The organism is Xanthomonas sp. NCPPB 3174 (assembly GCF_056725205.1).
Window position 1 is genome coordinate 1,381,678 of the sequence record NZ_CM161517.1, and the last position, 20,948, is coordinate 1,402,625.

Genomic DNA, 20,948 nt, shown 5'->3' on the forward strand with positions numbered 1-20,948 from the left:
AGGATCCGTCTTTGCTCGGCGAATCCCCAATCCCGAATCCCGAATCCCGGCAGCTATTCAGTTGGCCGACACGCGTCTACTGGGAAGATACCGACGCCGGTGGCGTGGTCTACCACGCGCGCTACGTGGCCTTCCTGGAGCGGGCGCGCACGGAGTGGTTGCGGGCACTGGGGTATGGTCAGGAGCGTCTGCGCCTGCAACACGATCTGGTGTTTGCGGTGCGTGCGATGCAGCTCGACTTCCTGCGCCCGGCACGCCTGGACGATTCCCTGCAGGTCGGCGTCGCGCTGTCGCACTGCAAGCGCGCCAGCCTGGTGTTCGCGCAGTCGATCCGCCGCGACGACGGGGAACTGCTGTTGCGCGCGCAGGTGCGGGTCGCGGCGCTCAGCGCCGGCAGCTTCCGCCCGCGTGGCATGGACGACGCGCTGCACGATGCATTGAAAGTTCTTGAAATCACTGAAGCCGAATTACTGAGGAACGACGGATGATCGCATTGCTCCTGGCCCTGCAGGACACGGTGGTGGAGGCGCTGCCGCAGGACGTGACCCAGACCGCCACCCAGGCCGTCGCCAGCACCGCCGCCCACGGCGGCATCAACTACCTGGACCTGATGGTCAAGGCCAGCCTGCCGGTCAAGGTGATCGTGCTGCTGCTACTGCTCGGCTCGCTGATCAGCTGGGTCATCATCTTCCGCAAGGGCAAGGTGTTCAAGAACGCCAACCGCGAGGCCGACGACTTCGAGAACCGCTTCTGGTCCGGCACCGACCTGAGCAAGCTCTACGCCGGCGCCACCGACCGCAACCGCGTGGTCGGCGGGCTGGAGGCGATCTTCGAGGCCGGGTTCCGCGAATTCACCCGCCTGCGCGACAAGCGCCGGCTCGATGCGCGCATCCAGCTGGAAGGCGCGCAGCGGGCGATGCGCGCCACCTATGCGCGCGAAGTGGACCGCCTGGAGCGCAACCTGGAACTGCTCGCCAACATCGGCTCGACCGCGCCCTACGTGGGCCTGGTCGGTACCGTGTTCGGCATCATGGTGACCATGCACGACATGATCAACAGCGGCCAGCAGGCGGGCATCGCCGCGGTCGCGCCGGGCATCTCCGAGGCGCTGTTCGCCACCGCCATCGGCCTGTTCGTGGCGATCCCGGCGGTGTGGGCCTACAACCGCTTCACCACCCGGGTCGAGCGCCTGGCCGTGCGCTTCGAGACCTTCTCCGAAGAGTTCAGTTCCATCCTGCAGCGCCAGGCCAGCGGCGACTGAGCGTCGCCCGCCTGCCCACGACTCCCAGGATTCCCGCATGACTGCCGCCATTTCCCGCCGCAAGCGCCGCAAGCTCAAGTCCGAGATCAACGTCGTGCCGTACATCGACGTGATGCTGGTGCTGCTGATCATCTTCATGGTCACCGCGCCCTTGCTCAGCCTGAGCGTGGACGTGGACCTGCCCGATTCCACCGCGCGCTCGGTGGAGAGCAAGAAGGACCCGGTGATCGTCACCGTCGATGCCGAAGGCCGCTACACCCTGACCCTGCAGGACGGCAAGCCGGAGAAGATCGCCGCGCCGGAACTGAAGGCCAAGATCCAGGCCTTCGTCGGCCAGTACAAGGACGTGCCGGTGTTCGTCGCCGCGCCCGGCAGCTCCAACTATCAATTGGTCATGGACACCATGGTCATGCTGCAGCAGGCCGGCGTGCCCAAGGTCGGCCTGATGAGTCAGCCCGGAAACAATGCACGCTGAAGCCGATTTCCGCCCGCCGCAGCAGCGCGGCGACGACAAGGGCCTGATCCTCGGGGTCGCCCTGGCGTTGCTGGTGCATGTGCTGATCGCGCTGCTGTTCTTCCTGGCCTGGTGGTGGTCGCCGGTGCGCCAGGTCGAACCGGCCGCCGGTTCGCCGATGGTCGAGGCCTCGCTGGTGGTTTCGGCCGCCGACGTGCGCTCGGCGCAGAAGGCGGTGAAGGACGCGCCCAAGCCCTTGCCCGAGCCGCTGCCCGAACCGGTCAAGGACGTCGCCGAAGAAGACACGGTGCCGCCGCCGCAGCCGCTGCCCACGCCCAAGCCGCAGCAGGCGCCGACCCCGCAGCAGCAGAAGGCGCAGGACTTCGTCCCGGTGCCCGACAAGGTCGACCAGGACCGCGCCACCCGCACCGCGATCTCCCAGGAAAAGGAGAAGCAGGAGCAGGAGGCCAAGCGCCGCCAGGAACAGATCGACCTGACCGAGCAGAAGCGCCAGCAGGAGGCCGAGCAGAAGCAGCGCCTGGCCGCGCAGCAGGAAGAGGAGCGGCAGAAGAAGATCGCCGACATCCGCAAGCAGCGCGAGAAGCTGGAGCGCGAGGCGCAACTGGCCCAGCAGAAGCTGCAGCAGATCGCCGACTTGAACGCGAAGAAGGCATCCGCGGCCGCGGCCACCACGCCGCAGCAGGCGCCGGGCCAGAACGGCACCAATACCGATTTGCAGGCCAAGTACGCCGCGGCGATCCAGCAGGCCGTGTTGAGCCAGTGGGTGCGCCCGGACTCGGTGCCGCTGGGGCAGAAGTGCAAGATCTCGATCACGCAGATTCCCGGTGGTCAGGTCATGCAGGCCAAGGTCAGCCCCGACTGCCCCTACGACGAGGCCGGGCGCCGCTCGATCGAGGCCGCGGTGCTGCGTGCCCAGCCGTTGCCCTACCGCGGCTTCGAGACCGTGTTCGCGCGCAATCTGACCTTCAACTTCACCGCCCAGGACCAATGAGCCCGGCGGCCACCGCCGCGTTCGCGCACGGTCGGCCGTCCACCGGGCAGGCGTTGGGCGATAATGGAGAGCGTCCTGCCATCGGCTTCACATGGCGATGGTTCATGATTGCGAATACGTTCACCCGCGCATTGCTATCTCTTGCGCCTTTCCGATCCTGCTGAGCGACCCATGAAGAAACTGCCGCGCTGGCTTGCCGTTCTCACCGCCCTGTTGCTGCCTCTCGCCGCGTCCGCGCAGGACAAGGGCCTGGAAATCGACATCGTCGGCGGCAATGCCTCGGCGACCCCGATCACCGTCGTGCCGATGCCGTACCAGGGCTCGGCGACCCCGCCGAGCACCGATGTCGCCGCCGTGGTGCGCGCCGACCTGGATCGCTCCGGCCAGTTCCGCAACCTGCCCGAGTCGCAGATCGTCGAGCGTCCGACCCGCGGCAGCGAGGTGCAGTTCGCGACCTGGCGCGCGCTGAAGCAGAGCTACCTGGTCGTCGGCCGGGTGATGGATGCGGGCGAAGGCGCCTACCGCGTCGAGTACGAGCTGTTCGACGTGGGCAAGGGCGAGCGCATGCTCGGCCTGGCGATGACCGCCCGCGCCAACGCCATGCGCGACGTCGCCCACCAGATGGCCGACGCCATCTACGAGAAGATCACCGGCGTGCGCGGCGCGTTCTGGACCCGCATCGCCTACGTCACCGCCAGTGGCAAGGGCGGGGCGATGCGCTATGCGCTGATGGTCGCCGACTCCGACGGCTACAACCCCCAGACCATCGTCCGTTCTGCCGAGCCGCTGCTGTCGCCGAACTGGAGCCCGGACGGCAAGAAGCTGGCCTACGTGAGCTTCGAGCGCGGCAACTCGTCGATCTACATCCAGGACATCGCCACCGGTGCGCGCCAGCTGGTCTCCAGCTTCCGCGGCATCAACGGCGCCCCGTCGTTCTCGCCGGACGGCAAGAAGCTGGCCCTGGCGCTGTCGCGCAGCGGCAACCCGGAGATCTACGTGATGGATCTGGGGAGCAAGCAGCTGACCCAGCTCACCAACCACTTCGGCATCGACACCGAGCCGACCTGGGCGCCGGACGGCAACAGCATCTACTTCACCTCCGACCGCAGCGGCCGCCCGCAGATCTACCAGGTGCCGGCCACCGGCGGCAGCGCCACCCGCATCACCTTCCAGGGCAACTACAACGCCACCCCGAGCGTGTCCTTCGACGGCAACAAGCTGGTCGTGGCCCAGGGCAGCGGCAACACCTACAAGATCGCGATGATGGACCGCAGCCTGGGTTCGCCGCGCTGGAGCACGCTGTCGACCGGCTCGCTGGACGAGTCGCCGAGCTTCGCCCCCAACGCCAGCATGGTGCTGTATGCGGCGCGTGAAGGCGGTCGTGGCGTGCTGTACGCGGTCTCGGCCGATGCCCGCGTGCGGCAGCGCCTGGTGCTCGCCGATGGCGACGTGCGCGAGCCGTCCTGGTCGCCCTATCGCACTGCACGTTGACATGTAAGTTTGGTGTTAATATTTCGCTGTTGAACCCCTCATCGGCCCAGGAGCCACAAGGTATCCCCATGAACAAGACCACCCGCGTTCTGCTTGTTTCGCTGTTGTCCGTTGCAGCTCTGGCCGGCTGCGCCAAGAAGGTCAAGGAACAGCCCCAGACCGACACCACCGGCACCACCGGTACCACCGCCCCGACCGGCCCGTCGACCTCCGGTCTGTATGGCCCGGGCGACCTGGACACCGATTCCTGCCTGCGTCAGCGCGTGGTCTACTTCGACCTGGACAAGGACACCGTGAAGCCGGAGTTCCAGGCGATCATGGCCTGCCACGCCAAGTACCTGCGTGACCGTCCGTCCTCGCGCATCACCCTGCAGGGCAACACCGACGAGCGCGGTTCGCGCGAGTACAACATGGGCCTGGGCGAGCGTCGTGCCAACGCCGTGTCCTCGGCGCTGCAGGCCAACGGTGGCTCGGCTGCGCAGCTGACCGTCGTCAGCTACGGCGAAGAGCGTCCGGTCTGCACCGAGTCGAACGAGTCCTGCTGGTCGCAGAACCGTCGCGTCGAGATCGTCTACACGGCGCAGTAAGAAAAGATGCGTATCGGTGTCCTTACATCGATGATCGTCGCGGCGGCCCTCGTGGCCGCCGCGCCGGCTCATGCGCAGCGCGCAAGCCTGGCCGACCGCGTTTCCGCGCTCGAGCAGCAGGCCATGAATACCCAGGCCAACACCGACATGCTGAACCAGCTCAACCAGCTGCGGACGCAGATGCAGTCGATGGAGGCCACGATCGAACAACTGCAGCACAGCAACGACCAGCTCAAGCAGCAGATCAAGGACCAGTACCTGGACCTGGATGGCCGCGTGGGCCGGCTCGAGAATGGTGCAGGGGCAGGGGCGACGCCGCCGTTGCCGCCGGCCAATGGCGCCGCACCGGCTGTTGCGCCGGCCGCACCCGCAGGCAAGCCGTCCGCCGTCGCCGAGCCGCCGCCGTCGGTGCACGGTGACGCCGGCACCCTGGCTGCCGCCGGCGACGAGCGTGCCGCCTACAACGTCGCCTTCGACGCCCTCAAGGCGGGCAAGTACGCCGACTCGGCGAACCTGTTCCAGAACTTCCTGCAGGCCTACCCGAACGGCGTGTATGCGCCGAACGCGCTGTACTGGCTCGGCGAAAGCTACTACGCCACCAAGAACTTCCAGTTGGCCGAGGCCCAGTTCCAGGACCTGATCGGCCGCTACCCCACCCACGACAAGGCGCCCGGTGCGCTGCTCAAGCTCGGTCTGTCCCAGTACGGCGAAGGCCGCGTCCAGGACGCCGAGCAGACCCTGCAACAGGTCGGCGCGAAGTATCCTGGCTCCGATGCCGCGCGGACCGCGCAGGACCGCCTGCAGTCGATCCGTCTCGGCCAGCAGCTGCGCTGAGCCCCTAACGCTGCCGCCGCCGTCGCGGGAGCACTCTTCTCCCGCCATGGCCGCCGTTCCCAGCGATATCGTCCAAAGCCCGCTGCCCCGCCTGAAGCTGACGGAGATCTTCCTGTCGCTGCAGGGCGAGGCCGAGAGCGCCGGCTGGCCGACCGTGTTCGTACGTCTCACCGGCTGCCCGCTGCGCTGCAGCTACTGCGACACCGCTTACGCCTTCCACGGCGGGCAGTGGTGGGACATCGACGCGATCCTGGAAGAGGTGGCTCGCCACGGCGTGCGCCATGTCTGCGTCACCGGTGGCGAACCGCTGGCGCAGAAACGCTGCCTGCAGCTGCTGCAGCGCCTGTGCGACGCCGGCTACGACGTGTCGCTGGAGACCTCCGGCGCCCTGGACATCGCCGAAGTCGACCCGCGGGTGTCGCGGGTGCTCGACATCAAGACCCCGGCGTCGCAGGAAGCGCACCGCAACCGCTGGGAGAACCTGCTGCTGCTGACCGCGCGCGACCAGATCAAGTTCGTCCTGTGCGGCCGCGCCGACTACGAGTGGGCGCGCAGCGTGGTCGCCGAACACCGGTTGGAGACCCGCTGCACGGTCTGGTTCTCGCCGAGCAAGAGCGAACTGAGCGCGCGCGACCTGGCCGACTGGATCGTCGCCGACCGCCTGCCGGTGCGGTTCCAGATGCAGTTGCACAAGCTGCTGTGGAACGACGAGCCTGGCCGCTGAGCGGCCGGGATTAGGAATTCGGGATTAGGGATTCGTAGGAGCGGCTTCAGCCGCGACCGATCTTGTCCGAACGTTCATTGCAGCTGAAGCCGCTCCTCCATGGTCAAATGGACCATGTGGATCCCATTCGCCCACGTGCGCCCGCTTTTGCGAATCCCCAATCCCCACTCCCGAATCCCCACCCTCATGAAAAACGCCGTCGTCCTTCTCTCCGGTGGCATGGACTCCGCCGTCGTCGTCGCCATCGCCCGTGCGCAGGGCTTCGCCGTGCATGCTTTGAGCGTGCGCTACGGTCAGCGCCACACTTCCGAACTGGACGCCGCCGCGCGCGTCGCCTCGGCGCTCGGCGCGGTGGCGCACAAGACCGTCAATGTCGACCTGCGCAGCATCGGCGGCTCCGCGCTGACCGACGACATCGAGGTGCCGGATGCCGGCGGCGACGGCATCCCGGTCACCTACGTGCCGGCGCGCAACACCATCATGCTGTCGGTGGCGCTGGGCTGGGCCGAGGTGCTGGGCGCGGCCGACATCTTCTGCGGGGTCAACGCGGTGGACTACTCCGGCTATCCCGACTGCCGCCCCGAGTTCATCGAGGCGTTCCAGACCCTGGCCAACCTGGCGACCAAGGCCGGGGTGGAGGGCGCCGGGCTGCGCGTGCATGCGCCGCTGCAGCACATGAGCAAGGCCGACATCGTGCGCGAGGGCGTGCGCCTTGGCGTGGACTTCGGCCTGACCGTGTCCTGCTATCGCGCCGACGACGCCGGCCGCGCCTGCGGCCACTGCGACGCCTGCCGCCTGCGCGCGGCCGGCTTCGCCGATGCCGGCGTCGCCGACCCGACCCGCTACGCCTGATTTCGCGAAACGCCCCGTGCTGGGGTAGACTACGCGCCCCGGTGCAACGCCGGGGTCTTGTTTTGGGCCGTTAGCTCAGTCGGTAGAGCAGAAGACTTTTAATCTTTTGGTCGATGGTTCGAATCCATCACGGCCCACCACTAGTCTCAAAGAGTTAGGCGTCGCCTTGCTGGTTTTTTCGCCGGCTCCTGAAAGCTCTCCCTGAAAACGACGGTAGTTGCTGCATCCATGCTCGGCAGTACGTGTTCGCAGCATTGCCGCATTGACTTCGTTTTGCAGCCGCCTGTGCCCTCGTCATCCGAATCCACGGTGGCCTCGATGCGTCGTGGCCGTGCCACGCAACGCGATGACCGGTGGCGATGACGCCTTTCTTGGCCGCGCATGGCGAAGCGCTCTCAGAGGCTGCCGAAGCTGCACGCATGTCCCTTCCCTGCATCTGAACACTCAGTTCAAGCTGCTATCATGAATTTTGTCTACAGGGGACTTGCTATGCGATCGAAGGCCGTTATTTTCACCGCCGTCCTGGCGGTTTTTTCCGTGTTTGTACACGCCGCCCCATCTGACCGCTATATGGTCTCGCGCAAACAACTCACGATTGCCAGCATACCGGACGATGACATGCGCCCAGAGATCATCGGGAAGGTCGTCGACGTCAGCGCCGGAAGCACCACCCTGAAAGGTGGCGCTCATGTTCCAGCGACCGGTGCCAAGGTCGGCGACCTGGCGCGCTTCGTCTGTGCGTCGATCGACACGGGCAACCCGCCGGTCTCGACCAACTGCGAACTGGTCAGCTCCCAGGCACCAGACAAGAAGCCGCGCGACTACAACAACTTCTGGGACTGATCCGACACCGTAGGCGTACCACGATCAGCACGGACCAAGCCCGGGCCATGCGCCGGGGTTTTGTTGCGCACTTCTCTTGCGTGCAAATGGACAGCGAGAGCGGATCACGCATATGGTCAGCGGCACCGACGCTGCATCCGCGCTGCTGGGTACTGTGCTGTACATTTTGCAGCGTCACCCGCATGCAGTTGGACTCGTATGCGACGATGTGCGTATGCGGCGCTCCTGAGGACGTACGGGAGAGCGTCCGCGGATCGGTATTCCGCCAATGCCGGCGCACCGGGAAGCCAGGATCTGCAGCGAGGACGCTTTGGATCAATTGACGACAACGCCTGTTCCGCACGGGGATGCCTTTTTCCATGGGCGCTGGAAAGAGTGCGTGTGCATCGCGAGCGGCCCGAGTTTGAGGTCCGAGGATTGTGCCGCTGTCCGGGCTTGGGCGGACCGACATCCGGATCGGGGCGTCATCGTGGTGAACACGACATTCCGCCTGTGCCTCTGGGCGGATGTGCTTTATGCGATGGACCATGCGTGGTGGCAATGGCACCTGCCGGAGGCGCGTGCGAGGTTTCTCGGTGCGCTGGTAGCGCCTGGGAGACTACCCGGCGTGCATCATGTGCCAGTGGAAGGCGTCGGACATTCCGGCGCCGGCGCGGTTGCACTGGCGGCACGATGGGGCGCGACGAAGATCGTATTGCTGGGCTACGACTGCCAGAAAAGCGGTGGAAAGGCGCATTGGCATGAGGATCATCCGCACGGGCTCGGGAATGCCGCCGCCTTGCCGGGCTGGTCTGCGGATTTCAAACGTCTGCTTCCGATGCTCGGCGGAATCCAGGTCATCAATGCGACCCGCGATACGGCGCTTGATGTGTTTCCGCGCATGAGCTTGGAAGAGGTATTGGACGCATGATGCTCGGCGCCTGCACGGATCGTCGCCGCGTCGTTCCTGGGAATAGGACAGGGTGTGCGAGATGCTGACGCTGTTGACGGCGACTGGCGCCAGGCCGGACGCATGGAGACTGTGCGAGCGCTGGATGTGCGCTCAGGATTATCCCTATCCGGTCAGGTGGATCGTCGTCGACGATGGCCCGTCTGCGCAAACGATCGGTTTTGTGCGCGATGGCTGGCATCTGGAGGTTGTGCGCCCCTCGCCAGCCTGGGAGGTCGGGCAGAACACTCAGGCGCGCAACCTGTTGGCCGGTTTGGAGGCCGTCGCTTCGGCGGAGCGCGTGGTCATCGTGGAGGACGACGACTGGTATGCGCCAGATTGGCTGTCCCACGTCGCCAGCGAGCTGGAATCGGCCGATCTGGTGGGCGAGTGCCGTGCGCGCTACTACAACATCCGCTCGCGTCTTGCGCGGCAGATGAGCAATAACGCGCACGCAAGTCTGTGCAGTACCGCGGTCAAAGGGGAAGGCATCGAGGCGCTTCGTGAGGCTTGCAAGCGCCAACCCAAATTCATCGATCTGGAGCTGTGGCGTCACGCACGGTATGGCCGGGTTTTCTCCGGCCATCGGGTCGTGGGCATCAAGGGTCTGCCGGGACGTCTTGGAATCGGCATCGGGCATCTGCATCAGTTCAGTGGCCAGTACGACGCGGACGGCGCCATCTTGCGGGCCTGGGTGGGGCAGGATGCCGCGCTGTATGAGCAAGTGGCGTCGCGCTGAGCGGCCGGTGCAGGCCAGGGCAGCGCGCCGCGTTGGCAGCCAACGCATCCGATCTTTCATGCCAGGGGCTGTAGGAGCAACGCGAGGCACAAGCCCAGCATGAACAGTGCGACCGCCGCATCCAGCAGCCGCCACGCGGCGGGTTTGCGGAACGCCGGCTGTAGCAACCGCGCGCCGTAGCCCAGGCTGCTGAACCAGGTCGCGCTGGCCAGGCAGGCGCCGAGTGCGAACGCCCAGCGCAGTTGTCCCGGGTAACGGGTCGAGAGGCTGCCCAACAGCACCATGGTATCCAGGTACACGTGCGGGTTGAGGAGGGTGAAGGCCAGGCAGGTCAGCAGGACGCGCTGCCAGTGCTGCGGGTCCTTGCCTTGCGCCAGCAGGCCGCCAGTGCCGCGCCAGGCGCGTCGTGCCGCCAGCAGCGCGTAGGCACCGAGGAAGGCCGCGCCGCCGAAACGCAATGCCTGCAGCACGCCCGGCCAGGCATCCACGACGGCACCGATGCCGGATACGCCGAGGACGATCAGCGCGATATCGCTGGCGGCGCACACGGCCACGACCAGGCCGACATGCCGACGCTGCAGTCCCTGGCGCAGTACGAAGGCGTTCTGCGCGCCGATGGCGACGATCAGGCCGGCGCCGGCGACGAGGCCGGCCAACAGTGCGTGCAGCCACATGCGCAAGGTCCTGGTGGGTGGGGCGAGCATGCTGCACGCGCCGCTCTCATTAGCCAAACTCGTTTTTCTGTAGGCTGTGAAGCGTTCCTAATCTGCGTCGCTGCCATGGATCTGCTTCATCCCCAACTGTCCGCCTTCGCCGCCGTGCTGGAAGAAGGAAGTTTCGAGGCCGCCGCGCGCCGCCTGGCATTGACGCCGTCGGCGGTGTCGCAGCGGATCAAGGCGCTGGAAGACCGGCTCGGCCAGGTGCTGATCGTGCGCCAGGCTCCCTGCCGGCCGGCACCCGCCGGCGAGCGCCTGCTGCGCAGTGTGCGGCCGATGCAGGTGCTGGAAGCTGAGGCGGTGGCCGACTTGCTGCCCGCGCCCGTCGGAAGCGCCGTGGCGCGCAGCATCGCCATCGCGGTCAACGACGACTCGCTGCAGACCTGGTTCCTGGACGCGCTGGCGGCCCTGCACGACGCGCACGGGTTCCTGTTCGACATCCGCGTTGACGACCAGGACCACACACTGGAGTTGCTGCGCAGTGGTGCGGTGCTCGGAGCCGTCACCTCCGTCGGCAAGGCCTTGCAGGGCTGCAATGTGCTGGCGCTGGGCGCGATGCGCTACCGTGCGATCGCCTCGCCGGCCTTCTTCGCCCGCCACTTCGCCGATGGCCTGGACGCCGCGGCGCTGGCCCACGCCCCGATGCTGGTCTACAACCGCAAGGACGCGCTGCAGGCGCGCTTCGTGCGCCGCATCACCCGCGCGCGCTTGCACCCGCCGATCCATTACCTGCCGACTTCCATCGGCTTCGTCGAGGCAGCCGCGCGCGGCCTGGGCTGGTGTCTGGCGCCGGAGCAGATGCTGGTGGCCGCGCTGCGGCAGCAGCAGATCGTCGTCGTCGACCCGCAGCGCTGGCTCGACGTGCCGTTGTACTGGCAGCACGTGGCAGTGCGTTCCAGCACCCTGCAGCACATCGGTCGGGCGTTGCGCAACGCGGCGGGGCAGATGCACGCGCCAGCAGCGCCTGCCTGAGTGGCCTCGCGGTGGTCGCTGGCTCCGGCGTCGAACATCGCCCAGACAGCGTTGCTTGCGGGGCCTCAAGCATCGATATCGAGCGTTGCGCTGGATCCGACGGGCCATTCCGGGGATGGCGCCGCTCGCATGCAGTTCCGTGCAAAGGCGTGGTGCCTGCGGTGACCAAGGACGGCGTCGGCAGGCCGCACCAGGCGCCGCGTCGCTGCTTCGGCGATGCAGATGGACGATCGGCGGTAAACAGGGAATGGCGCAGGACAGCGTCAGGTGCGTGCCGTACTGAAGATCCCGGCCAGGCTTTCGCTGAGGATCAACTGCAGGTGCATGCGGTTGAGCTCAACGCCCGTGGTCATCATCATGTGCAGGCCGCCGCACATCGCCGCGACCGCGTAGACGCGGGCCTGGAACTCCGCCTCGCCGCCGCTCCAGCCGTGGTCGCGCAGCATGCGTCGCAGCAGGTCGCCCAGGTTCTGCACCAGGGACACGTTGAGGCGGCGCGCGTACTGGGCCAGTTCGGGATCGCGTGCGGCGGCCAGGTCCATCTCCAGATCCAGGCGCCGCCGCCGCTGGTTGGCATCGGCCACCAGCCATTCCTCCAGCGCACCGGCGATGAAGGCGGTGGCGTCCTGGTGCGGCGGCGGTTGCAGCAGCCACATCGTGCGGATCGCGCGCTCGTAGCCGCGTTCCATCAGCGCCTGGACCAGGCCGCGCTTGTCGTCGAACTGCCGGCGCACCGCGCTGCAAGGGACGTCGGCGGTTCCGGCGATCAGTTCGAAGGTGGTGGCGCCGAGGCCGTTTTCGACGATGCAGCGCTCGGCCGCATCGAGGACGTCATCGTGCAGGCGCTGCTCGCGTTCGCGGGCGCTGTGCAGCCGGACTACGTTGGACATGGCGTGGGCTCGGGGGGAAGCGGTGCCACATGAAGGGAATATACGCCTGGCGCCTGTCCGCGGCGCGCACGCTGTAGCGCGTGCCGCCGCCGCATGTGCAGATGCCGGTGCAGCGCGATTGTAGACGCGATGCGTTGCTGCGGCGCGTGCGGCGGCACGTTGGTCGATCCCGTCGCCACGCGCGTGACGGCCGCCACTCTTGGATGGGGGCATTGGTGCACGCTTCACGCTCGCAATGAGCACGACAGGTGTGACTGCATGATTGGGTGCGTCTGCGTGCAGAGGAGCGCGAGCTGCGCCCTGGCGGTTTCAGGGGGGCTGACTCGGCATGAAGCACCGCAGGGCGCTGCGACTCAGGACGTGAACAGAGGAGATGTGCTGTCGGGGAGTTCCAGGCCGCGTGCGCACCCGGCCGGGAGAGCCGTGGACGCTGGCAATCACGTCGGGAAGTGCGCGGTAGGAGCGGCTTCAGCCGCGATGAGGCGTTACCGGGAAAGCCCGTCGCGGCTGAAGCCGCTCCTACGACGAGGTAACGTGCATCGGTTCGACCGTGGCGGGCGCGGCTTGTTGGCGCTGCCCTCGCGTCGCGCCGCGCTTACCAGCCGAACGGCGGTGGGCCGTACGCGCCAGGATAGTAGCCGCGACCGAATGCCGGGCCATCGCCGCGGCCGACGCTGATGCTGATGCCCATCTGCCGCGGCTTGCCGTCGTCGGTGTAGGAGGTCTTGCACATGTTCAGATTGGCGGCCTGGTAGTTGCTGTTGCCGCCATGCGTGGAATAGCCGATGCCGGTGGCGACGCTGCCGTGCACGTCGCCGTTGCAGCGGTCGGCCTGCGCCTGCAGGGCCTCGGCGCGCGCCTGCGCTGCCGCCGCCTTCTGCGCCGAGGCGGAGGTGCCGCTGGTGTCGCCGTAGTAGGTGCCCGGCGGATCGGCCTTGGTGCCGGGATCGGCATAGGTGATCGGCTGCTGCGGCACGCTCAGGTCGAGCTTGCGCTTGGCGGCCTCGCTGTCGCTGGTGGCATCGGCGGTCTGGGCCAGGGCGGGGCCGGCGAGCAGGGTGCAGACGAGAAAAAGGAGGCTGCGGTTCATCGGGCATCCGCCAGGAGAGAGAGGGGCCGGGCGGGGTCGGTGAAATGGCCCGCCATGACGCTGACGCTATCAATACCACGTTGAACCCGGCCTGTCGGCGCCCGGAAATTTTCTTGCCGGCGCCGGCGATCTTTCGCGATGCGCCGGCAAGCGGCGCCTCGCACCTGTCGCCGCTAGCCTTGCTGCAGGACGATATCGATCAGTTGCTGGCCGTAGCGGGCCAGCTTGCTGCCGCCGATGCCGCCGACCCGCGCCAGTTCGTCCAGGCTGGTTGGGCGCTGCTCGGCGATGTTGCGCAAGGTGCTGTCGTGGAAGATCACGAAGGCCGGCACGTTCTGCTCCTTGGCCAGGCCGGCGCGCAGGTCGCGCAGCGCATTGAACAGCGGCAGGTCCTGCGCCTGCACTGGCACGCCGGTGCGCGGGCTGCCGCTGCGGTCGCCGCGTTCGCGGCCACGGCTGGGCAGTTCGCGGCGCATCATGATCTTGCGTTCGCCCTTGAGCACCTGGCGGCTGGCGTCGGTGAGGCGCAGGCCGCCGTAGGCGTCGCTGTCCACTTCCAGCAGGCCGGTGGCGACCAGTTGCCGGAACACGCCGCGCCAGGCGCGCGCGTCCAGGTCCTTGCCGATGCCGTAGGTGCTGAGCTGGTCGTGGCCGAACTGCTTGATCTTCTCACCTTCGTTGCCGCGTAGGATGTCGATCAGGTGGCCGACGCCGAAGCGCTGGCCGCTGCGGTACACGCAGCTCAGCGCTTTCTGCACCGCGACCGTGGCGTCCCAGGCGTCGGCCGGCTGCAGGCAGTTGTCGCAGTTGCCGCAGGGTTGCGGATAGGTCTCGCCGAAGCCGGCGAGCAGCACCTGGCGGCGGCACTGCATCGATTCGCAGTAGCCCAGCAACTGGTCGAGCTTGCGCCGTTCCACGCGCTTGCGCTCTTCGCCGGCCTCGCCCTGCTCGATCATCTGCTTGAGCAGCACCACGTCGCCCAGGCCGTAGCACAGCCAGGCCTCGGCGGCCTCGCCGTCGCGCCCGGCGCGGCCGGTCTCCTGATAGTAGCCCTCCAGCGACTTGGGCAGGTCGGTATGGGCGACGAAGCGCACGTCGGGCTTGTCGATGCCCATGCCGAAGGCGATGGTGGCGCACATCACGATGCCGTCCTCGCGCAGGAAGCGGCGCTGGTTGTCGGCGCGCACCTCGGCCGGCAGGCCGGCGTGGTAGGGCAGGGCGTTGAGGCCCTCGCGGGCCAGGAAGTCGGCGGTCTCCTCGACCTTGCGCCGCGACATGCAGTAGACGATGCCGGCGCTGCCGCGGTGCGCGCGCAGGAAGTCCAGCAGCTGGCGCCGCGCATTGTCCTTCTGCACCACGGTGTAGCGGATGTTGGGGCGGTCGAAGGAGCTGACGAAATGGCGAGCCTGCGCCAGGTCCAGGCGCTCGGCGATCTCGCGCTGGGTCGGTGGGTCGGCGGTGGCGGTGAGGGCGATGCGCGGGGTCTGCGGCCAGCGCTCGTGCAGCACGGTGAGCTGGCGGTATTCGGGGCGGAAGTCGTGGCCCCATTGCGACACGCAGTGCGCTTCGTCGATGGCGAACAGGGCGATGCGGCTGCGTTCGATCAGCGACAGGAAGCGCGGGGTCAGCAGCCGTTCCGGGGCGACGTACAGCAGGTCCAGCTCGCCGGCCAGCAGGGCGCGCTCGACCCGCTGCGCGGTCTCGCTGTCCAGAGTGGAGTTGAGGTATTCGGCGCGCACGCCGAGCTGGCGCAGCGCCTCGACCTGGTCCTGCATCAGCGCGATCAGCGGCGAAATCACGATGCCGGTGCCGTCGCGCAGCAGCGAGGGGATCTGGTAGCACAGCGACTTGCCGCCGCCGGTCGGCATCAGCACCAGCGCGTCGTGGCCGGCGGCGACGTGTTCGACGATGTCCTGTTGCAGGCCGCGGAACTGGTCGTAGCCGAAGACGCGGCTGAGCAAGGCGTGGGCGGGGGAAGACATCTGTGTAGGATACCGCGCCGCGCAAGGGCGGTTGGCTTCCGGATGTCCGCAGGCGCGTATCAGGCGAAGGTGTTGCTTTGTGTAGGACTCACGGATCCTGCGGCCGTGACGAAGCAAGTTTGCCTGGCCGGACCTTGCAAGGCGTCGGGACTGAAGTCCCTCCCACAATGCAGCCTGCTGGCGTCTCGCAGGTTCTGATAGGAGTGGCTTGTCTCTTTTAGGGGACAGTCGCGACGGGCCTGGTCATGAGCACCCGTCGCGGCTGAAGCCGCTCCTAAAAGGGGAGCCAGGCGTGACGACGCAGCGGTCGGCGTGCCGGGTCGCACAATCCAGGGGACGCAGCGCACAGCGTCGCTCGGTTGGTCCGCCCTGCCTGCCAGGCAGACAGGGCGGCATCCCTTACTGCAGCAGCGAGCGCAGCATCCAGGCGTACTTCTCGTGGGTCTGCAGGCGCTGGGTCAGCAGGTCCACCGACGGGTCGTCGCCGGCGTCGTCGGCGGTCTTGAGCACCTTGCGCGCGGTGCGGCACACCGCCTCGTTGCCGACCACCAGCTGGCGCACCATTTCGCGCCAGTCGGCGCTGTCGCTGAGGCCTTCCTCTTCCGGGATCGAGGTCAGCGCGGCGTATTCCTTGTACGAACCGGGGGCGTTGAAGCCCAAAGCGCGGATGCGCTCGGCGACATCGTCCAGCGCCGCCCACTGCTCGGTGTACTGGGTCTCGAACATCAGGTGCAGCGAGTTGAACATCGACCCGGTCACGTTCCAGTGGAAGTTGTGGGTCTTCAGGTACAGGGTGAAGGCGTCGGCCATGTAGTGCGACAGGCCGTCGGCGATCTTCTTGCGATCGCCGCCGCCGATCCCGATATCGATGTTGGGCGCGGACGGCGCCAGGCCGGCCAGCGGCTGGCCGGCGACGGCCTTGCTGGCGGCGTTCTTGGTCTTGCCGGGGGTCTTGTTCTTGGCCATGGGAATTCCTCTTTGGGGGTTACAGACGAGATGGCGTCACAATAGACAGACTAAAGCATGTGCTGTGATTCAACGTTCAATGGCATCCGATTGATGAACGCTATCGAAAAACCTACCGTGCCGGCACGCCTGCGCGAACGCCGCGCCGCGATCGATGGCGCGCTGACCCGCGACCGTGGCCGCCTGCTGGGCCTATGGTCGCGCTGGCAGGCCGCGCCCGGCAATGCCGCGCTGGAGACGGCGTTCGAACAGGCGCTGCAGGCGTCGCAGGCGCGTTGCGCCGCGCGCGCGGCGCAGCAGCCGGCGATCACGTTGGATCCGCAGCTGCCGATCGCGCGAGAGGCCGAGCGTATCGTGGCGCTAATCCGTGAGCACCAGGTGGTGGTGATCGCCGGCGAGACCGGCTCGGGCAAGACCACGCAGTTGCCGAAGCTGTGCCTGGCCGCCGGACGCGGCGCCGCTGGCATGATCGGCTGCACCCAGCCGCGGCGCATCGCCGCGCGCGCGGTGGCCAGCCGCGTGGCCGAGGAGCTGCGCACGCCGGTGGGCGAGACCGTGGGCTTCCAGGTGCGCTTCAACGACCGCGTCGGCGAGCAGACCCGCATCAAGTTCATGACCGACGGCATCCTGCTGGCCGAGATCGCCAGCGACCGCTGGCTGTCCAGCTACGACACGATCATCGTCGACGAGGCGCACGAGCGCAGCCTCAACATCGATTTCCTGCTGGGCTACCTGAAGCAGTTGCTGCGCAAGCGTCCTGACCTGAAGGTCATCGTGACCTCCGCAACGATCGACACCGCGCGCTTCGCCGCGCATTTCGACGATGCGCCGGTGATCAGCGTGGAAGGCCGCACCTATCCGGTGGAAGTGCGCTACCGGCCGCTGGAGGAGCCGGGATTGGAGATTCGGGATTCGGGATTGGCAGAAGCCCGTGACGCCGAACGCGCGCGGCCAACCGCCGTTTCGAATCCCGAATCCCGAATCCCGAATCCCGGCCTCTCCGTCAACGACGCGATCGTGGCGGCGATCGACGAAATCACCCGGCTGGATCCGCGCGGCGACGTGTTGGTGTTCCTGCCCGGCGAACGCGAGATCCGCGATGCGCACCATGCGCTGGAACGGCGCAAGTACCGTGAGACCGAGGTGCTGCCGCTGTACGCGCGGCTCTCCAACGCCGATCAGGATCGGGTGTTCAACCCCGGTCCGCGGCGGCGGCTGGTGCTGGCCACCAACGTCGCCGAAACCTCGCTGACGGTGCCGCGGATCCGCTACGTGGTCGATCCCGGCTACGCGCGGGTCAAGCGCTACAGCCCGCGGCAGAAGCTCGATCGCCTGCACATCGAGCCGATCTCGCAGGCCAGCGCCAACCAGCGCAAGGGCCGCTGCGGCCGCATCGCCGAGGGCATCTGCTACCGGCTGTACGCCGAGGCCGATTTCCAGGCGCGCCCGGAGTTCACCGACCCGGAGATCCGCCGCTCCAGCCTGGCCGGGGTGATCCTGCGCATGCTGCAGCTGGGGCTGGGACGGATCGAGGATTTCCCGTTCCTGGAGCCGCCGGACGAGCGTGCGGTGGCCGACGGCTGGCAGCAACTGGTGGAATTGGGCGCGGTCGGCGAGCCGGACCGCCATGGCCTGCGCAAGCTGACCGAGATCGGCCGCAAGATGGCGCGGCTGCCGGTGGACGTGAAGCTGGCGCGCATGCTGGTGGCCGCGCAGCAGCACGGCTGCCTGCGGCCGATGCTGGTGATCGCCGCGTTCCTGGGCATCCAGGACCCGCGCGAGCGCCCGCCGGAGGCGCGCGAGGCCGCGGACAACGCGCATGCCAAGTTCGCCGATGCGCGTTCGGAGTTCGTCGGCATCCTGCGCCTGTGGGACGGCTACCGGCAGGCGCACGAGGATCTGACCCAGTCCAAGCTGCGCGATTGGTGCGGACGGCATTTTCTCGGCTTCCTGCGCATGCGCGAGTGGCGCGAACTGCACCGCCAGCTGCATCTGCTGTGCGCGGAGCTGGGCTGGACCGAGGAGCCGGCGGAAGCCTCCCTGCGGCCCCTGCTGGCCGGCGCTTCCGCGCCCGCGCCGGCGCGCGATGCCGAGACCGCGGCGCGCGCGACTCGTGGGCAGCTGCACCGCGCCGCACGCCTGGCTCGTGAAGGCCGCGGTACCGGCACGCCGGCCACGCCCGCACCGGTGGCCCAGGCCGCACCACTGGCGCCCGCCGAGGCAGGCGAGGCGCCGCGTGCCAGCGAACGCGAGCGTGCCGCGGCCTACCAGGCGCTGCACCGCGCGTTGCTGGCCGGCCTGCCGACCCAGGTCGGCCATCGCACCGAGAAGGGCGATTTCCTGGCGCCGCGGCAGCGCCGCTTCCTGCTGTTCCCCGGCTCGGCGCTGGCCCGCAAGCCGCCGCCGTGGGTGCTGCCGGCGACGCTGCTGGACACGCAGAAGGTGTGGGGCCTGACCAACGCGGCGATCGAGCCGGATTGGGTGATCGCCGAGTTGCCGCACCTGCTGGCGCGCAAGCATTTCGATCCGCACTGGTCGCGCGCGCAGGGGCAGGTGCTGGCCTCCGAGCAGATCAGCCTGTTCGGGCTGGTGCTGGCGCCGAAGAAGCCGGTGCACTACGGCCGCATCGATCCGCCCGGTGCGCACGAACTGTTCGTGCGCCAGGGCCTGGTGCCGGGCGAGATCAACACCCGCGCCAGCTTCGTCGCCGACAACCAGAAGGTGCTGGCGCAGGCGCACGAGGAAGAGGCCAAGCTGCGCCGCGCAGGCATCGTCGCCGACGAGGACTGGCAGGCGCGCTGGTACCTGGACCGGATTCCTGGCGAGATCCATTCCGCCTCCGGCCTGGACGCCTGGTGGAAGGCGCTGGCGCCGGAACAGCGACGCGCGCTGCACTGGTCGCTGGCCGATCTGCTGCCGGGCGAAGGCAGCGCGGCCGAGCGCTATCCCACGTACTTCCCGCTGGGCGATGCGCGGCTGCCGCTGCACTACCGATTCGAACCGGGCGCGGCCGACGACGGCGTGACCCTGGAGGTGCCGGTGCACCTGCTCAACGCGCTGGACCCGGCGCGGCTGTCGTGGCTGGCGCCGGGCTTCGTCGCCGACAAGGCGGCGGCGCTGATCCGCAGCCTGCCCAAGGCGCTGCGCCGCAACTACGTGCCGGCACCGGACTTCGCCCGTGCGTTCTACGAGGCGTTCCCGCAGCCCAGCGCCGACGACCTGCGCGGCGAGCTGGCGCGCTTCCTGCAGCGCGCCACCGGTGCGCCGCTGAGTGCGCTGGAGTTCGACGAGGGCACGCTGGAGCCGCATCTGCGCATGAACCTGCGCCTGCGCGACGACGCCGGCAAGGTGCTGGCCGAATCGCGCGACCTGGACGCGTTGCGTGCGCGCTTCGGCGAACGTGCCGGGCAGGCCTTCGCCGCGCGCGCCGGCCGTGCCATGGCCGCGACCGGGCTGCGCGAATTTCCGGCGGCGCCGATTCCGCTGCAGGTGCCGGGCGAAGCCGGCGTGCCGGCGTATCCGGCGCTGGTGGACGAGGGCGACAGCGCCGCGCTGCGCATCTTCGCCGACCGCGCGCAGGCCGAGGCCGCGCATCCGCGCGGCGTGCGCCGGTTGCTGGAGATCGCCCTGGCCGACAAGGTCAAGCAGGCGCGCAAGCAGTTGCCGGTGTCGCCCAAGACCGGGCTGTTGTACGCGGCGATCGAATCCCAGGAACGCCTGCGCGGCGATTTGGTGGAGGCGGCGTTGAACGCGCTGCTGGAGCAGGGGCTGGAGGCGATCCGCGATGCGGACAGTTTCGCCCAGCGCCGCGATACCGCTGCCAAGCAGCTGTTCGGCGAGGCGATGGAGCGGCTGAAGCTGGCCGAGGCGATCATGGGCGCGGCGGCGGAGCTGAAGCCGCAACTGGAATCGCCGCTGATGGGCTGGGCCAGCGGCAACCTCGACGACCTGCGCGCGCAACTGGCGGCCTTGCTGCATCCGGGCTTCCTGCGCGAGACCCCGGGCACGGCCCTGGCGCAGTTCCCGCGCTATCTGCGCGCGATGATCCTGCGCGCCGAACGCGCCAAGCGCGATCCCGCCCGCGACCAGGCACGGATGCTGGAACTGAAGCCGTTCGTCGACGCGCTGGCCGACGCGGCCGTGGCCGGCCGCGGCGACACGCCGGAATGGCAGGCGCTGCGCTGGGATCTGGAAGAACTGCGGGTGTCGCTGTTCGCCCAGGAACTGGGTGCCCGTGCCGGTATCTCGGCCAAGAAGCTGGCGCAGCGGGTGGCTCTGCTGCGGTGATTCGGGATTCGAGATTGGGGATTGGGGATTGGGGATTGGTGGCGGGATTCCCGTGCGGTTCCTGCTGCCCGTGGCCGAGGTGTTCGCGTTTGCAGCGTTCTGTGGAAGGGATTTCAGGGCAGGTCTCATCACCCGCGTTCGTCATACGCGTCATTGCATCTGTAGGAGCGGCTTCAGCCGCGACGGCGCTCCCGGCAAGGCCTCGTCGCGGCTGAAGCCGCTCCTACGCCTGCACCCCAGAGAATATTGGAGGTGCCCTGCATTCCCGATGCTCTGGCGGTAATGCGTCGGGGCCGAAGCCCCTCCCACAAAGGGCGATG

Annotated in this window: 19 protein-coding genes and 1 tRNA gene; 15 read left to right on the top strand and 5 right to left on the bottom strand. The window is 68.1% G+C overall.

Annotated elements, in window-relative coordinates; genetic code table 11:
- Positions 1–11: 11 nt before the first annotated feature.
- The 13 genes from ybgC (at position 12) to AC1PK7_RS06220 (ending at position 9,725) form a co-directional block, all read left to right on the top strand.
- Positions 12–488, top strand: a complete 477-nt coding sequence (ybgC, locus tag AC1PK7_RS06160) for a tol-pal system-associated acyl-CoA thioesterase (protein WP_481100197.1) — start codon at positions 12–14, stop codon at positions 486–488.
- Positions 485–1,261, top strand: a complete 777-nt coding sequence (tolQ, locus tag AC1PK7_RS06165) for a protein TolQ (protein WP_010344313.1) — start codon at positions 485–487, stop codon at positions 1,259–1,261. The genes ybgC and tolQ overlap by 4 nt, the downstream gene beginning before the upstream one ends.
- Before the next feature lie 37 nt (positions 1,262–1,298).
- Positions 1,299–1,736 carry a protein TolR gene (tolR, locus tag AC1PK7_RS06170; RefSeq protein ID WP_481100198.1) on the top strand — a complete coding sequence of 146 codons (438 nt, stop codon included), beginning with the start codon at positions 1,299–1,301 and terminating at the stop codon, positions 1,734–1,736.
- On the top strand, positions 1,726–2,727 hold the full coding sequence (gene tolA, locus AC1PK7_RS06175) for a cell envelope integrity protein TolA (RefSeq protein WP_420009256.1): 1,002 nt from the start codon (positions 1,726–1,728) through the stop codon (positions 2,725–2,727). The genes tolR and tolA overlap by 11 nt, the downstream gene beginning before the upstream one ends.
- Before the next feature lie 171 nt (positions 2,728–2,898).
- Positions 2,899–4,218 (top strand): Tol-Pal system beta propeller repeat protein TolB, encoded by a 1,320-nt coding sequence (gene tolB / locus AC1PK7_RS06180; protein WP_010344310.1) that lies wholly within the window; start codon positions 2,899–2,901, stop codon positions 4,216–4,218.
- A gap of 68 nt (positions 4,219–4,286) precedes the next feature.
- On the top strand, positions 4,287–4,805 hold the full coding sequence (pal, locus tag AC1PK7_RS06185) for a peptidoglycan-associated lipoprotein Pal (RefSeq protein WP_010344309.1): 519 nt from the start codon (positions 4,287–4,289) through the stop codon (positions 4,803–4,805).
- Between the two features lie 6 nt (positions 4,806–4,811).
- Entirely contained in the window at positions 4,812–5,639 is an 828-nt protein-coding gene (gene ybgF / locus AC1PK7_RS06190) for a tol-pal system protein YbgF (RefSeq protein ID WP_481100199.1), read from the top strand.
- A gap of 46 nt (positions 5,640–5,685) precedes the next feature.
- Positions 5,686–6,363: a 7-carboxy-7-deazaguanine synthase QueE gene (gene queE, locus AC1PK7_RS06195; protein ID WP_481100200.1), complete on the top strand. Its 678-nt coding sequence runs from the start codon at positions 5,686–5,688 to the stop codon at positions 6,361–6,363.
- Positions 6,364–6,549: 186 nt separating this feature from the next.
- Positions 6,550–7,215 carry a 7-cyano-7-deazaguanine synthase QueC gene (gene queC / locus AC1PK7_RS06200; RefSeq protein ID WP_267083683.1) on the top strand — a complete coding sequence of 222 codons (666 nt, stop codon included), beginning with the start codon at positions 6,550–6,552 and terminating at the stop codon, positions 7,213–7,215.
- 64 nt (positions 7,216–7,279) lie between these two features.
- Positions 7,280–7,355: transfer RNA gene (locus tag AC1PK7_RS06205), tRNA-Lys, on the top strand.
- Positions 7,356–7,677: 322 nt separating this feature from the next.
- Positions 7,678–8,058: a hypothetical protein gene (locus AC1PK7_RS06210; protein WP_481100201.1), complete on the top strand. Its 381-nt coding sequence runs from the start codon at positions 7,678–7,680 to the stop codon at positions 8,056–8,058.
- Positions 8,059–8,530: 472 nt separating this feature from the next.
- Complete coding sequence (locus AC1PK7_RS06215; RefSeq protein ID WP_481100202.1) at positions 8,531–8,968, top strand: hypothetical protein; 438 nt, start codon at positions 8,531–8,533, stop codon at positions 8,966–8,968.
- A 61-nt stretch (positions 8,969–9,029) separates the two neighbouring features.
- The gene (locus AC1PK7_RS06220) at positions 9,030–9,725 is read left to right on the top strand and encodes a glycosyltransferase family A protein (RefSeq protein ID WP_420009261.1); all 696 of its coding nucleotides are present in this window, start codon (positions 9,030–9,032) and stop codon (positions 9,723–9,725) included.
- A gap of 56 nt (positions 9,726–9,781) precedes the next feature.
- Here the strand turns inward: AC1PK7_RS06220 and AC1PK7_RS06225 are convergent, their stop codons facing one another.
- On the bottom strand, positions 9,782–10,399 hold the full coding sequence (locus AC1PK7_RS06225; protein WP_481100203.1) for a LysE/ArgO family amino acid transporter: 618 nt from the start codon (positions 10,397–10,399) through the stop codon (positions 9,782–9,784).
- Positions 10,400–10,504: 105 nt separating this feature from the next.
- Here AC1PK7_RS06225 and AC1PK7_RS06230 point away from each other — a divergent pair, with 105 nt between their 5' ends.
- Positions 10,505–11,413 (top strand): LysR family transcriptional regulator ArgP, encoded by a 909-nt coding sequence (locus AC1PK7_RS06230; protein ID WP_481100204.1) that lies wholly within the window; start codon positions 10,505–10,507, stop codon positions 11,411–11,413.
- Between the two features lie 263 nt (positions 11,414–11,676).
- Here the strand turns inward: AC1PK7_RS06230 and AC1PK7_RS06235 are convergent, their stop codons facing one another.
- From AC1PK7_RS06235 to AC1PK7_RS06250, 4 genes are all read right to left on the bottom strand, one after another.
- Positions 11,677–12,303 carry a TetR/AcrR family transcriptional regulator gene (locus AC1PK7_RS06235; RefSeq protein WP_481100205.1) on the bottom strand — a complete coding sequence of 209 codons (627 nt, stop codon included), beginning with the start codon at positions 12,301–12,303 and terminating at the stop codon, positions 11,677–11,679.
- Positions 12,304–12,898: 595 nt separating this feature from the next.
- The gene (locus AC1PK7_RS06240; protein WP_019799904.1) at positions 12,899–13,393 is read right to left on the bottom strand and encodes a hypothetical protein; all 495 of its coding nucleotides are present in this window, start codon (positions 13,391–13,393) and stop codon (positions 12,899–12,901) included.
- Between the two features lie 173 nt (positions 13,394–13,566).
- Positions 13,567–15,375, bottom strand: a complete 1,809-nt coding sequence (recQ, locus tag AC1PK7_RS06245; RefSeq protein WP_481100206.1) for a DNA helicase RecQ — start codon at positions 15,373–15,375, stop codon at positions 13,567–13,569.
- Positions 15,376–15,774: 399 nt separating this feature from the next.
- A complete protein-coding gene (locus AC1PK7_RS06250) occupies positions 15,775–16,341 on the bottom strand; it encodes a Dps family protein (RefSeq protein ID WP_010344296.1) in 567 nt (188 codons plus the stop codon).
- Between the two features lie 93 nt (positions 16,342–16,434).
- Between AC1PK7_RS06250 and hrpA the strand changes: the two genes are divergently transcribed.
- Entirely contained in the window at positions 16,435–20,628 is a 4,194-nt protein-coding gene (gene hrpA / locus AC1PK7_RS06255; RefSeq protein WP_481100207.1) for an ATP-dependent RNA helicase HrpA, read from the top strand.
- The last annotated feature ends 320 nt before the right edge of the window (positions 20,629–20,948 follow it).

Bases quoted from the DNA above. Each gene is read 5' to 3' on its own strand.
- tolQ (WP_010344313.1), top strand. From the start codon at position 485: ATGATCGCATTGCTCCTGGCCCTGCAGGACACGGTGGTGGAGGCGCTG.
- tolR (WP_481100198.1), top strand. From the start codon at position 1,299: ATGACTGCCGCCATTTCCCGCCGCAAGCGCCGCAAGCTCAAGTCCGAG.
- tolA (WP_420009256.1), top strand. From the start codon at position 1,726: ATGCACGCTGAAGCCGATTTCCGCCCGCCGCAGCAGCGCGGCGACGAC.
- tolB (WP_010344310.1), top strand. From the start codon at position 2,899: ATGAAGAAACTGCCGCGCTGGCTTGCCGTTCTCACCGCCCTGTTGCTG.
- pal (WP_010344309.1), top strand. From the start codon at position 4,287: ATGAACAAGACCACCCGCGTTCTGCTTGTTTCGCTGTTGTCCGTTGCA.
- ybgF (WP_481100199.1), top strand. From the start codon at position 4,812: ATGCGTATCGGTGTCCTTACATCGATGATCGTCGCGGCGGCCCTCGTG.
- queE (WP_481100200.1), top strand. From the start codon at position 5,686: ATGGCCGCCGTTCCCAGCGATATCGTCCAAAGCCCGCTGCCCCGCCTG.
- queC (WP_267083683.1), top strand. From the start codon at position 6,550: ATGAAAAACGCCGTCGTCCTTCTCTCCGGTGGCATGGACTCCGCCGTC.
- AC1PK7_RS06210 (WP_481100201.1), top strand. From the start codon at position 7,678: ATGAATTTTGTCTACAGGGGACTTGCTATGCGATCGAAGGCCGTTATT.
- AC1PK7_RS06220 (WP_420009261.1), top strand. From the start codon at position 9,030: ATGCTGACGCTGTTGACGGCGACTGGCGCCAGGCCGGACGCATGGAGA.
- AC1PK7_RS06225 (WP_481100203.1), bottom strand. From the start codon at position 10,399: ATGTGGCTGCACGCACTGTTGGCCGGCCTCGTCGCCGGCGCCGGCCTG.
- AC1PK7_RS06230 (WP_481100204.1), top strand. From the start codon at position 10,505: ATGGATCTGCTTCATCCCCAACTGTCCGCCTTCGCCGCCGTGCTGGAA.
- AC1PK7_RS06235 (WP_481100205.1), bottom strand. From the start codon at position 12,303: ATGTCCAACGTAGTCCGGCTGCACAGCGCCCGCGAACGCGAGCAGCGC.
- AC1PK7_RS06240 (WP_019799904.1), bottom strand. From the start codon at position 13,393: ATGAACCGCAGCCTCCTTTTTCTCGTCTGCACCCTGCTCGCCGGCCCC.
- recQ (WP_481100206.1), bottom strand. From the start codon at position 15,375: ATGTCTTCCCCCGCCCACGCCTTGCTCAGCCGCGTCTTCGGCTACGAC.
- AC1PK7_RS06250 (WP_010344296.1), bottom strand. From the start codon at position 16,341: ATGGCCAAGAACAAGACCCCCGGCAAGACCAAGAACGCCGCCAGCAAG.
- hrpA (WP_481100207.1), top strand. From the start codon at position 16,435: ATGAACGCTATCGAAAAACCTACCGTGCCGGCACGCCTGCGCGAACGC.